This is a genomic window from Candidatus Syntrophosphaera sp., assembly GCA_019429425.1.
In the GTDB taxonomy this organism is placed as follows: Bacteria; Cloacimonadota; Cloacimonadia; order Cloacimonadales; family Cloacimonadaceae; genus Syntrophosphaera.
In genome coordinates this window covers 1-13,670 of the sequence record JAHYIU010000066.1, presented here as the reverse complement: position 1 = coordinate 13,670, position 13,670 = coordinate 1, and the positions used below count along the sequence as shown (strand labels likewise).

The window sequence follows — 13,670 nt, the reverse complement described above, 5'->3', positions numbered from 1 at the left end:
TGGAAAGAACCTTTGGTTCCCTGAAACGAAGTTATGGTTGGAGCCGAACCAGATATATTGGCCTATCCAAAACAACCTTCTACCTCCAGATGAGATGCCTGGCCTTTAACATAAAAAGGGGTATGAAACTGATTTCGTTAAGCCCTGTATAGGGAAAATCCGTCCAGATTCCGTGAATTGGGTTGAAAAAAGGCAAAATGGGTTGAAATAGTGACAAAATAGTGGGGAATCCAGGGACTTTTCATCGATCGGGACGATGAATCTCCGGATGTTGTAGATAACTTTCCGAACCATGCCCTGTCATGCCAGTATAAAGCAATTACGCAAAGGTCTTAAATATTGTAATGCAAATTCTATTCCAAAACTTCAGGTAAATAAGTATTTGGCATCGGCAGATTCCAAAGATCAGACAATCTCATATTTCCTGTGTTAGGCTCGCTAGGGCGCGCTCGACTCCAGAATACTTTCCGGCTCCCTCGACCCAAGATATCGGCCTCTCACAATATCCAGGCAGGCAGCCCAATACAAGAAAAATCTTGACAAGGCAGGGCTTTCATTGATGAGGGATAGTTATGGCAATAATCGTTAAGAAGTTTGGCGGTACTTCCGTGGGGAGTATCGAATTGATCCGGAATATCGCGAAAAAGATCGCGTCCGAACACCGGGACGGGGATTCCCTGGTGCTGGTGATCTCGGCCATGGCCAAAACCACGGATGAGCTGATGAAGATGGCTTACGGCATCACCGGCCATCCCTCGCGCCGCGAACTGGATATGCTGCTGACCGCGGGTGAGCGGATAAGCATGTCCCTGCTTTCGCTGGCCTTGCAGGAAGAAGGATTCGACTCCATTTCCTTCACTGGTTCGCAGAGCGGGATCATCACCGACGCCAAGCACGGCAACGCCCGCATCCTGAACGTGAACGCCTTTCGTATCAACCAGGAACTGGACAAGGGCAAGATCGTGATCGTGGCCGGATTCCAGGGTGTGAGCCAGTCCAAGGAGATCACCACCCTCGGGCGCGGTGGGTCGGACACTTCCGCGGTTGCTTTGGCTTGTTACCTGCAAGCTGCGAACTGCGACATCTACACCGATGTGGACGGCGTTTTCACAGCCGATCCGAAACTGGTGCCAAACGCGAAACTGATCCCCCGGATAGATTACGAAAGGATGCTGGCCCTCAGCTACAACGGTTCCAGGGTGATGCATCCCCGCTCGATCGAATTTGCCAGTAAATACGGAATCCCCGTGGAAGTGAAAAGTTCACTCACCTTCGCCCCGGGAACGCTGATCTGCGGCGATACACAGATTGAAGGAAAGAACATGGAAGAGCGTAACATAACAGCCATCGCGCACAAGGAAAACCTGCTGCGCCATGTGGTGGCCAACGACCGGAAGCTCCGCGAGCTGCTGAAGAACTGGAACAACGAGATCTACAGGTATTTTGTGGAAAACGGCCAGGTGGAGTTGATGATCGAAGAGAAATACGACAGCGAAGTCAAATACATCCTGGACCAGCACCAGGTCCCCGTGCTCAGATCTGACGCGGGACTCGGCTGTGTGACCCTGGTCGGCCTGGGGATAAACCTGGATCCCGGCTTCCTGGCGGAAACCCTGGATGTTTGCCAGCCCTTCGCCATCCAGCGTGTCCAGCACAGCGAGAAAACGATCGAACTGACGCTGCCCTCGGCCGAGGTGCGAAATTGCGTGCGGGCCTTGCATGAAGCCTTCATCGGAGGTGATAAATGAGATACCTGGTCACCAGCGCCCTGCCCTACGCCAATGGCAAACTACACGTCGGACACGTCGCGGGGGCCTATCTGCCTGCCGATATCTATGTCCGCTGGCTCAGGCTCCACCACGAGGATGTGATCTATATCTGCGGGACTGACGAACACGGCACTCCCATCTCCATATCCGCGGACAAGGAAGGGGTCAGCCCCGCCGAGGTGGTCAAACGCTATCACGATTCCATCCAAGCCGCCTTCATCGACCTCGGCATCGAGTTCGACAACTTTTCCGGCACGTCACGCGACAAGCACTACACCATTTCCCAGGAATTTTTCAGCGCCCTCTACGACAAGGGGCACGTGATCCCCAAGGTCACCAAACAGTTCTATTGCGAGCACGACAAGCGCTTTCTGCCGGACCGCTATGTGGAGGGGATATGTCCCCGCTGCAAGGCTCCGAACGCCCGGGGCGACCAATGCGACGTTTGCGGCCAGATCTACGAGACAACCACCCTGCTGGAGCCAGCCTGCAAGATCTGCGGCAACCGGCCCGTGATCCGGGAAACGACCCATTGGTACCTGCAACTGGATGATTTTCGGGAAAAACTGGCCGACTGGATCAGCAAAAAGCAATACTGGAAGGAAAACGTCCGCAATTTCATGCTCAATCTGCTGGAACAGGGATTGGTGGAGCGCCCCATCACCCGTGACCTGAGTTGGGGCGTTCCCGTTCCGCTCCCGGACGCCGGGGGAAAGGTGCTCTACGTATGGTTTGAAGCCCCCATCGGCTATATCTCCTCCACGGTCGAATGGGCTGAGCGGATCGGCCAGCCCGAGCGCTGGAAGGATTACTGGCTTGATCCGGATACCAGATTGGTGCATTTCATCGGCAAAGACAACATCATCTTCCACGCCCTGATCTGGCCAGCCGTGCTGATGGGACAGGATAAAACCTATTGCCTGCCGCACGACATCCCCGCCAATGAATTCATGAACCTGGAAGGCCAAAAGATCTCCACCAGCAAGAACTGGGCGATCTGGGTGGATGAATTTGTGGAGAAATTTCCCGCCGAGTATCTGCGCTATTACCTGGCCGCCAACGCTCCGGAAAGGGGCGACAGCGACTTCTCCTTCCGGGATTTCCAGCAGAAGGTGAATGGCGAACTGAACAACGTTCTGGGCAACCTGGCCAACCGGGTCTTTGCCTTTGCAGCGAAAAACTTTGATGGCCACATTCCGGCCCAAGACCTTTCCAAAGCTGGGAGAGAGACTCTGGACGAAGCCATTGAGCTATTCAATCAGATCGATTCCGGATACGGCGAGTTCAGCGTAAAACGGAACTGCAAGCTCTCCATGGACATCGCCCGTTTGGGCAATCGCTACTTTGATGAACGCAAGCCCTGGGCGGAAGTGAAGATCGATAAAAACAGCGTCCAGGAAACCCTTTACGTATGCCTGTGCATCCTGCGCCTGGCCTCTGTCGCCCTCTGGCCGGTGATGCCCAGGAGCATGGACCGCCTGCGCGCCATGCTGGGCCTGAAAGCCCTCTCCGAATGGGAAAAGCAGGATCTTTGCCACGATTATGCCTTGCAGGATACAAGCAGGCTGTTCTTCAAAATCGAGGATGCCCAGATCGAGGCCGAGATCGAACGCCTGCGCAGGAATTCAGCCCAAACCGAGGAAGTCCAGTCAACAGAACCGGTCAAGGAACAGGTCAGCTATGAAGATTTTGACCGCCTGGACATCCGCGTGGCCAAAGTCCTGGAAGCAGATTCTGTTCCCAAGACCGACAAGCTCCTGCGTCTCAAGGTCGATATCGGCAGCGAGCAAAGGGAACTGGTGGCCGGAATCGCTGAACACTACACGCCTGAGGATATCATCGGCAAACAGGTGGTCATGCTGGTCAATCTGGAGCCCCGCAAGATCCGCGGGATCCTTTCTCGCGGCATGATCCTGGCCGTGCACAGCGAGGGAAAGCTGAGTTTGGTAATTCCTGCCCGGGATTGCCTGCCTGGCTCGACCGTAAAATAACATCTTCATGCCCAACAATGAGATATCAGTATCTAATTAAAGCATTACTTTGTTTGCTGCCTCTCATCCTGTTGTGCAGCTTGCCGGCAGCTGAATACCGGAACGGGCAACTCTACCTGGAGGTCCTGCTCAGTTCCGGGACCCAGATCAGCTTGGAAACCAGCGGTTCAGCGCAGGCGGAACTTACCGTCTCTGAGCAGGCCTCTCCGATCTCCCGGCTGCTTAGAGGAAACCTGAACATCAGCCTGACCAACGCGGACAAGCTGGCCTTCTGGGGATTGCTCAGCCGGGTCGAGCCCTGGGCGGATCATTCTGACGGCGTCCTGCGCGAGTATTTCGCCTGGGAGGACAGCACTCTGGTGATCAAGCGGGAAAACCTCATCTTCGAAGGAATCACCTTTGCCGGGATAGAAGGAGCGAGGAAATACGCGCGGGAGACAGGCATCCCCGAAAACCAGATCCAGAACATCCCTCTGATCAACTCCACGGTGCGTGTCAAGACGACCGGCGGCCCAGAATACTATTTCGAAACTCCGCTTCTGATCCATAGCGCCACGCCCCTGTTTATCGGAGGCGTCAAACTTGGCTACAGCGGCGATTTCATCCTCAAGACGATCAACGGGAAGATGGTGTTGACCCATTTCCTGCCCCTGGAAGAATACATCGCCGGGGTGATCCAAAACGAGATCGGAAGCACCGCCCCACTGGAAGCATTGAAAACCCAGGCCGTGGCGGCGAGGACCCACGCCGTCAGCCTGCTGCTCTACAACCGTCACAAGAATGACGGCTATGACCTCTGCAACAGCACCCATTGCCAGGTTTACAAAGGTGAACACCTGCTCAACGAGAGCATCCTGGAAGCGGTGAGCGCCACGCGGGGAGAAGTTTTGCTCGCCGGAGACAGGATCGCCGACGCCACCTACCACAGTTCCTGCGGGGGAAAGACCGATTCCTCAGAGAACATCTGGAACGGCAGCCCTCTGCCCCATCTGATGGGCGTCACCTGCATCGAAGCCGCGGAAAGCATCGACCTGAGCAAGGAAAACCAGGCCCGGCGCTGGATCGAGACAAACACTTCCACCCAAGGCATGAGTTCCTGGGAAAAGGCCTCCGTATCCTGGCAGAAGAGTATCTCCCGGCAGGCTTTGGCCAGAAACGTAGGCCTGAGCAGCATCAGCCGGATCGTGATCAACAAACGGGGTAGTTCAGGCCGGATAACGGACATGAGCTTCCACGGGTCCGGAACGGTCCGCCTAACCAGCGAATACAAGATCCGCCAGGCTTTCGGCTCCGCCAAATCCTCCTTTTTCTACATCCGGGGGGCTTATTCCATGGACAAAAACGGCGGCGTGTCCATCACTCCCCCGGCCACGGTCTCCATCAAGGGCAAGGGTTCTGGCCATGGAGTGGGCATGTGCCAGGTTGGCACTTTGGACCGGGCCAGAAACGGCGCCACCTACCGGGACATCCTGTCCCACTATTATCCGGAAACCCGCATCTGCTCAGATTGGATGGGCCATGCCCGCTGAAGACATCCTCTGGCGGGGGACCGCACATTCCGGACAGTTCCGGGTCCTGGCCGTGGAATCGACCCATACGGTCCAAACAGCCCGCGATCTGCACGACCTTTCCCCCATCAACACCCTGCTGCTGGGAAAAATGATCTCCGCGGCAGCCATGCTGAGCCTGGACCTTAAGGCGGAAAACTCTGAGGTCAGCCTGCGTCTGGAAGGAGACGGCATCCTTAAGGGCGGGCTGGTGATCTGCGGGCAAAACGGCGCTGTGCGTGGCTACGCCTTCAATCCCCGGCTGTTCTTGGAAGAGGCGCGGGAAAACTTCTATCCCGTCAGACATCTGGGCAAAGGCACGCTCAGCGTGATCCGCAGCATCCCCGGCAAGCAGCCCAGCCTTGGTTACACAGCCCTGTCCGAGGGTGAGGTTGCCCAAAACCTTTCCCATTACTATGCCCAATCCGAACAGATCCCCACCGCGGTGAACCTCGGGGTCCTGATCGACAAGGATGCTTCCATCAAGGCCGCGGGCGGATTCATCATTCAGCAGTTGCCCCACGCCCAACCACTATTTGCCGATCAGATCATCGCCCGCCTGGGCCAAACACCCAACGTTTCCGACCTCATGGACATGGGGCTCACGATCCGGGAGGTCCTGGCCCGCTTCGTCTTTCCCGAAGGCGAGATGGAACTGCAGCCCGTCCACTCTGTCCAATTTCGCTGCAATTGTTCCAGGTCCCGTTTCGAAAGGGCGCTGAGGCTGCTGGGCAGGCGGGAACTGGAGGAAATGAGGGAAGGCATCGAGCCTGAGTGCCATTTCTGCACTGCCAGATACAATTTTAGCACAGAGGACATCGATCGGATCATCGCTTCCCTGGAGAAGGATTAATGAGATACTTTTTGATTTTTTGCCTGCTTGGCGCGGGCCTGCTGTCTGCCCTGACGTCTGAGGACGTCACGTTCCTGCTGGATACCGAACAATTCCACATCCTGGAAAAACATGCCCAGAATCTGGAAAACCTGCTGGAGGGAGATTACGAAGACCTCAAACTGGCCCTGGACTATGCCCAAAGGGCCGGCAAGCCTGATCTGGCCTTGCGCTGCCATGAACAGCTCGCGCTTCAGCACCATTCCCTGGAAAACGCCCTGGAATGGTTTCGCCTGGCGGAAAGCATGCAGTTGGACAGCCTGGAAATCAAACAGATACAGGAGCGGATGGAGCAGGAATACTCCGCGCCCGAGGATATGATCATCCTCGATTACTTCCTTTATGGCACTCCCGAAGAGGAATATCTGGAGCAGATCCGCCACTTGCGAGGCTATAATCCCATCATCGAAGAGCTGGCCAAAGCCTGGATCGATGAGATCAGCGTGGAAAGCTCAGACTCCCTCGCCATGGCCCTGCTTGACCGCTTCGACGAGCAATTCCCGCTTTCCAAATGGTCACAGGTGGCCTATTATTACCGCCTCTACCACTTCTCGCAGCAGCAGCGGTTCGACCTGATGGACGAGTTCATCCAAAACAAGGGCTGGCAATCGAGCGAGTTCCTATACATCTCCACCCTTTATCTGATGAGCCCCAGCTATCGCCGTCAGCAGGATGAAAACGCCAACTCCGGGATCCTGGATCAGGTCACGGCCATGCTGAATTCCGCTCTTGATGATTATTCCTCAGAAGAGAATGTTCAGGTGCTGTATGACAAATACACTCCGGAGGAATGGAAAAACAGGCTGGCTCTCACCCGGGCCAAGGCAGGTTACTACAGATTTTTGGCGGCCAGGGGCCTCTACGGAGATGAGGACAAGCTCCTGGGGCTCCTGAGGAAACCCGACGCCAGCTTCAACTCTTTGCTCCAGGCTTTCGGCACGGTCCAATTTGCCAACAACGACCGGGGCGAACTGGCGGAGCTTCATTACTGGCGGGGATTGGTGAATTCACTTTGCCGCAGGAAGGCCTGCCTGAACGAGGCAGCACTCAGCTTCACCCGCTCCCTGGTCCATGGCGCTCCCAGAAAGAAGTATGATGAATCCGCGCTTCAAGCCCTGCAAAGCATCCACTCCCGCCTGCGGATCAGGGGCAAAGCGCTCGACTGGGCGCGCAAACTCATGCAATATGGCGGGATCGTCTTCGCGGAACACGGCTTCCCGGACAAGCGCTACACCCGGGTCGCCATCGGAGATTACGACAATGACGGCTTCAACGACATCCTCTTCAACGGCAACGCCCTCTACAGGAACAACAATGGCCAAAGTTTCGAAGACGTGAGCGAAGAAGCCAATCTGACGGAGTTGAGGAGCAACGGAGGACTGTGGGCGGATTTCAACCGCGACGGTTTGCTTGATCTGGCCACGATCTCACACGACTCCGAAGGCGTGGGCGAAGCGCTGATGAAAAACATGGACGGCACCCGGTTCGTGAAGGTGAACGAGCGCGCCGGTGACATCGACGACGGCTTCCCCACCGAAGGCGCGGCCTGGGTGGACATCGACGGCCAGGGCTATCCCAGTCTGTACACGGCCAACTATGAGAAATGGCAGCAGCGGCGAGGCTATCCCGATTCCTTCTGGCGCAACGAACAGGGCTATTTCACAGACGCGGCGGCCAGCCTGGGTTTTCTGCTGCCCCATTACGCGGACGACCCCGGACTGGCCGGACGTGGCGTGGCCCCCGCTGATTTCGACAACGACGGCAAGCAGGAGATCCTGGTCACCAATTATCGCCTGAACCGTAATTTCTGCTGGAAACAAGGTGATCAGCTGTTTGTGGACGTGGCCGCCCTCTACGGCCTGAGCGGAAAATACAAGGACGGCTATTACGGCCACAGCATCGGCGCGGATTGGGGCGATTTCGACAACGACGGCGACCTGGACCTCTTCATCGCCAACCTCGCCCATCCACGTTACATTGAGATCTCGGACGTCAGCCAATTGCTCCGTAACGACGGCCTGGGCTACCGTGTGGTCGAAGCCGACACCCTGTGGTTCTGGAAATTCACCGATGTCACCCGCGCAGCTGGGATAACCTATGACGAACTGCATTCCGACCCCCTGTGGCTGGATGCGGACAACGACGGATTCCTGGACCTCTTCATCACCTCCGTCTACGAGAACGACCGCTCCTACCTCTATAAAAACAACGGCGACGGCACTTTCACGGACATCACCTTCCTTGCCGGGGCCAGGGTCTACAACGGCTGGGGCAATGCCACGGCAGACCTGAACCGCGACGGCTTGGCCGATCTGGTGGTGGGCAGCGGCAACGGGACCCGGATCCTGATCAACCGGACCAGGACCAAAAACCGCTCCCTGTTCGTCAAACCCGTCTGGGCCAAGGATAAAGTCCAGCTGATCGAGGATTGGAGGGATTATTACCAATATCCCAATACTCCCGCCTTCGGGAGCCGCGTGAGAGTCTTGCTCCAGGATTCCGATGGCAGTACACGCGAGTTGATCCGGGAGCTTTCCTCAGCCAAGGGAACCACCTCCCAAAACAGCCAGGAACTGCATTTCGGCCTGGGCCACAGCAAGGTCCTGGCTATCGAACACATTCATGGGGGAGCCGAATGAGAAAGATCAGAACCAAGGTCCTGAACCCAATTGACGCGGATAGCGCTGTCCTGCTTAGCGATCACGTGGTCTGTTTGGATAAAGGGCTGATCACCGGCCTCCGTCCTTACGATCCAGCCCTGGACGCCGATTGCGAAGACAGGCGAGACCTGCTGGCCCTGCCGGGTTTGATCGACATCCACGTCCACCTCTCCCAATACCGCATCCGCGGTTTGTATGAACCCTCTCTGCTGGCCTGGCTGGACAAGCACGTGTTTCCAGCGGAAGCCCTTTCCCAAGACCCGGCCTACGCCCGCTCCATCTCCGAAGATTTCTTTCACGCCCTCTTTGCCTGCGGAACGACCACTTCCGTGATCTACACCGCCCCCTACCACAGCGCCTGCGAGATCGCCTTCGAGACTGCCCAAAAGCTGGGCGCACGGGCCTTCATCGGCATGACCCTGATGGACATGGACAGCCCCCCGGAACTCCTCCAAACCACAGATTACGCCCTTGAGAGCAGCATCGAGCTCTATCATCGCTTCCATCAGGCCTCTCCCCTGTTGGACTATATCTTCACGCCCCGCTTCGCCCTTTCCTGCTCCAGGGAATTGCTGCAAAAAATGGCCAGCTTTGCCCGCGAACATCAAGCTTGGATCCAAACCCACCTTTCCGAGAACAGGGATGAGATCAAAAGGGTTAATGAGCTCTTTGGCTCTGAATCCTACACCCAGCTCTATGAAAGCCTGGGCCTGCTGAGCCCCAAGACCATCCTGGCCCATGCCATCCATCTCTCGGACAAGGAGATGGATACTCTGGCGGAAAACGGCTGCCGCGTCGCCCATTGCCCGGACTCCAATTTCTTCCTCAAGAGCGGGGAGTTCAACTACTCTGAATTGGCTGCCAGAAAGATCGCCATCGGCCTGGGCAGCGATGTTGCGGCCGGAACCACCCTCAGCATGCTCTATCACGCCAAACTGGCCAATTACCGGCAGAGTGCTTATTCCCTCAAACCGGAACGCATCTTTTACCACATCACCCTGGGCAACGCCGCCGTCCTGAACCTCGAAAAGCGGATCGGCAGCCTGGAACCCGGCAAGGAAGCCGACCTCTGCCTGCTCAAGCTGCCCAGGCAACCCATCCCCGATCCCGACCTCCTCTCCGCGCTTTGCTTCTGGGGCCATGAATTCCCGGTGGCTGAGACCGTCATAGCCGGAAAAACTGTCTTCCAAGCCTGATCCCGGCTCTCCCATTTTTCCCGGTATTGGAAAGATTTTTGCATACCATAGACAAAACCCTAGATCTTAAAGCGTCCGAACCGCCCTTCCGGAGTGGTTTGCATATTTCACAAACAACATAAGGAGAGACATGTGAGAAACATAATATTCATCATCCTGCTCTTGGGATCGATAAACTTTCTTGCGGCCGCGGTGGTCTGGGACGACGCCGTCCCCATCCGCCAGGGTGTGAACATCGAATGGTTCCGCACCGGCACAGATACCGCCGATGGCGGCGCCATCTACGTTTGGTCCGACACCAAGCTGGGCGAGCGTGACCTTTGGGCCCAGAAAGTCGACGCCCAGGGCAACCTCGTCTGGGGCGAGCCGCTCTTGATCGACGGCAAGCCGGACCGGCAGGAAGACCCCGTCATCACCAGGACCTCGGACAACAATTTCATCATCGCCTGGATCGATTTCTACGACGACCTGGACGGCAATGTCTATGCCCAGAAGATCACCAGCGACGGCCAATTGCTCTGGCCGGCTGGCGGAAAGCCCGTTTGCACGGCTGCCCAGGTGCAGATCGCGCTCAACATGGAGCCGGACGCCGAGGGCGGCGCCTACATCATCTGGTCGGATTCCCGCAACCCCAGCAAGGACCTCTATGGCCAGCGCATTGATGCCTCCGGGAACCCGGTCTGGGCCGTGAACGGCATCCCGATCGCCAATGGCCTCGGCGATGAGGAACAAAACACCATGCTTCCCGACGGACAGGGCGGCTTCGTGATCGGCTACACCCACTCCTACGTTGGCGCGGAAGACATCTACGTGAAACGCTTTCTCCCCTCCGGCGTGATGGCCTGGCCGGAGATCCTCGTGCTCTCCGACGCCCCCGGAAACCAAGGCAGGGTGCGCATGGCGACCCTCACGAACGGCGAATTCGTGTTCACCTGGGAAGACCAGCGCAACACCGATCCGGACATCTATGCCCAAAAGATCAATCTCGCCGGTCAGGTCCTCTGGCCTGATCCTTTCATAGTTTACGGCGATTCCGGCTCTCCTGATTTCGCCACCCAGCTCAATCCGCGCATCGTCGCCACCAGCGATAATGCCGTTATCATCATCTGGGAAGACAAACGGCTGGACAGCCAGAATCCCGACCTCTTCGCCCAAAAGGTCAGCGCCGACGGCAATCTGCTTTGGGGCGCAGACGGGGTGGCCCTCAGCGTGGCCGAATTCGCCCAGATCGGCCCCCGCATGGCCTCTGACGGGGCTGGCGGCTGCTATGTCGTCTGGGATGACCTGCGCAACGGCAATTCGCCCAACGAAGACATTTACGCCCAGCACCTATCCTCCACCGGCGCCTCGCTCTGGGAACCCAACGGCAGGCCCGTCTGCACCGCGCCCAACCAGCAGATCAGCGGACTGGTCAAGGTCTCGAATGGAAACGTGTTCATCAACTGGATGGACATCCGCAACGGCAGCGTGGGCATCTATTACCAGGTCTATTCGCCCACGGGGACCCAGCTTCTGGCCAATAACGGCGAAGTCGTGTTCTGGGGCCTTTCCGGCGACACGCCTTTGGACAACTATCTGATCCTGCCCCGGGCCAACGACGTCGTCTTGATCTGGCAGGATACGCGTTTTGCCAACCTGGGCTATCAGATCTTCTTCCAGTTCCTCAATCCTGACGGAACGGTCGCCCTCGAGGAAAACGGCCGCGCCGTGACCCTCAGCACCGGCGCCGACCAGATCGAGCCGAGCGCAGTCGTCACTCCGGACGGCCACATCGCCATCGCCTGGGAAGACAAGCGGCACGACGACCCCAAGATCTATCTCCAGCTTCTGGATCCAGCCGGAAACCGCCTCTGGGGCGACACGGGCATGGTGCTCACGGATAGCAGCCCCATCCGGCAAAAAGATGCCAGGATCACCTACAAAGCCGACCAGGGCCAATACTACGTCGGCTGGTCGAATTACGATGAGGTGGGCACCAGCTTCCGCTATCACGTCTATGGCCAGATGATCCAGAACAATCAGAAGCAATGGGGGCCCGACGGCGTGTTGATCTCCACCCTCTCTGGCGCGGACCTGAACAGCGAATGCACTCTCAACGATATGAAGGAAAACTATTACGTCTGGCAGCGCTACGACCCCATGGATGCCACCCAGAGCGTGTATGTCAAAAAGGTCGATACCCTTGGCAACTCCGCCGCCGGCTGGCCTGAAGCCGGGCTCAAGGCCTCCACCCACTATAGTTGGGATACCGTCCAGCGCTTCCCGATCAGCACCCAGACCAATCAGGGCCTCTTCGTGATGTGGCGCGACGCCCGCGAGGACTTCATCCAGAACTACTGGGGACAGCATCTTTCAGAGGCTGGCGAACGTTTGTGGGACCCCCTGGGGGTGAACCTGGCCGATTACGGGCGCGAGCAGGATATGCCCACCCTGGTTGACCATGACGGTTTCCGCGACGACATTGTCTTTGCCTGGTGCGAAAACATCAACGGCATGCACGATATCATCGCCCAAAGGTATAGCCTCGCCGGAACTCCGCTCTGGGGAGATCTCGGCAATTTCGTTGTCCTGCGCGACAGCACTCAGTCCAATCCCAGCCTCGCCCGCTTCGACAACGGCGGTATGGTGGTCGGTTGGGCCGACTATTACGATTTCGAATCCGACCTGTATTACAAGTATATCCAGCCCGACGGCACCATGGTCTCCGGAGCTCCGGAAGGGAACGTCCTGAACACCGCCAGCAAGATGCAGTACAATCCCCTGCTCGTCACCAAGGGCAACGTCGCCTACGCTGTTTGGGCGGACGGCCGTTCCAGCGGCAAGACCGAGATCCTGGGCCTCTATGCCCAGAAACTCTCCAATGAGACCGTTTCCGCCGATGACCCCGCCATTCCGGCGCCGGGCTCCTTCGAACTGCTCCAGAACCATCCCAACCCCTTCAACCCGAGCACCAGCATCAGCCTCCTGATCAAGGAAGCCTCGCCCGCCATCGAACTCTCCATCTACAACGCGAGGGGCCAGTTGGTCCGGACCCTGTTCAAAGGAATGCTCGAAAAGGGAAGCCACGCGGTCGTCTGGGACGGCACGGACAATAACGGCAAAAGCGTCTCCTCGGGGATCTATCATTACCGCCTCAGCAACGGCACCCACAGCCAAACCAAACGCATGGTGCTGATGAAATAACACTCTCAAACACAGCATAGCGGAAGCCCGGGGTTTTACTCCGGGCTTTCTTTTGGCTCTCTTTCAAACCAAGTGGGTCAGATATTCAGACGCAGATTGAAGGGGTGGCAAATTCCGATCTGCCACAGCGGTCAAAGACCGCTACGCCTTTATACAAACCGGTTTCAACCGGTGCAGGACAATAGGCCCGGGATTCATCCCGGGTTTATATGGAGTTCATATTTATCTGGCCAGAATTCCCCACCCCCTCTGCAAACTCAGAATCTGAGTATGCAGAGGGGGTGGGGCCATGAAACATGGATGGCCTGATCATGAAACACGACGGCTGAAGCCGCCGTCTATTGTCCTTCACCCCACCTGCGGCGGGGTTGGTCAGCAGCGACGGTTGTCACAGACATCTTCTGAAGGCAGCCTTGCTGCCTTTGCCGATTC

At 57.2% G+C, this 13,670-nt stretch carries 8 protein-coding genes; all 8 read left to right on the top strand.

Translation table 11 applies throughout. The annotated features are described in order from the left end of the window. A partial coding sequence (locus tag K0B87_07380; GenBank protein ID MBW6514561.1) for a transposase occupies positions 1-152 on the top strand: 152 nt, incomplete at its 5' end. A gap of 420 nt (positions 153-572) precedes the next feature. After that, positions 573-1,748: an aspartate kinase gene (locus K0B87_07375; GenBank protein MBW6514560.1), complete on the top strand. Its 1,176-nt coding sequence runs from the start codon at positions 573-575 to the stop codon at positions 1,746-1,748. Further along, on the top strand, positions 1,745-3,760 hold the full coding sequence (gene metG, locus K0B87_07370; protein ID MBW6514559.1) for a methionine--tRNA ligase: 2,016 nt from the start codon (positions 1,745-1,747) through the stop codon (positions 3,758-3,760). Before K0B87_07375 ends, metG begins: the two co-directional genes overlap by 4 nt. A gap of 17 nt (positions 3,761-3,777) precedes the next feature. After that, the gene (locus K0B87_07365) at positions 3,778-5,289 is read left to right on the top strand and encodes a SpoIID/LytB domain-containing protein (protein MBW6514558.1); all 1,512 of its coding nucleotides are present in this window, start codon (positions 3,778-3,780) and stop codon (positions 5,287-5,289) included. Then, complete coding sequence (locus K0B87_07360) at positions 5,279-6,160, top strand: Hsp33 family molecular chaperone HslO (GenBank protein ID MBW6514557.1); 882 nt, start codon at positions 5,279-5,281, stop codon at positions 6,158-6,160. Before K0B87_07365 ends, K0B87_07360 begins: the two co-directional genes overlap by 11 nt. Further along, a complete protein-coding gene (locus K0B87_07355; GenBank protein ID MBW6514556.1) occupies positions 6,160-8,838 on the top strand; it encodes a CRTAC1 family protein in 2,679 nt (892 codons plus the stop codon). Before K0B87_07360 ends, K0B87_07355 begins: the two co-directional genes overlap by 1 nt. After that, positions 8,835-10,055, top strand: a complete 1,221-nt coding sequence (locus K0B87_07350) for an amidohydrolase family protein (GenBank protein MBW6514555.1) — start codon at positions 8,835-8,837, stop codon at positions 10,053-10,055. The genes K0B87_07355 and K0B87_07350 overlap by 4 nt, the downstream gene beginning before the upstream one ends. Positions 10,056-10,187: 132 nt before the next feature. Next, on the top strand, positions 10,188-13,238 hold the full coding sequence (locus K0B87_07345; protein ID MBW6514554.1) for a T9SS type A sorting domain-containing protein: 3,051 nt from the start codon (positions 10,188-10,190) through the stop codon (positions 13,236-13,238). Positions 13,239-13,670: the final 432 nt, after the last annotated feature.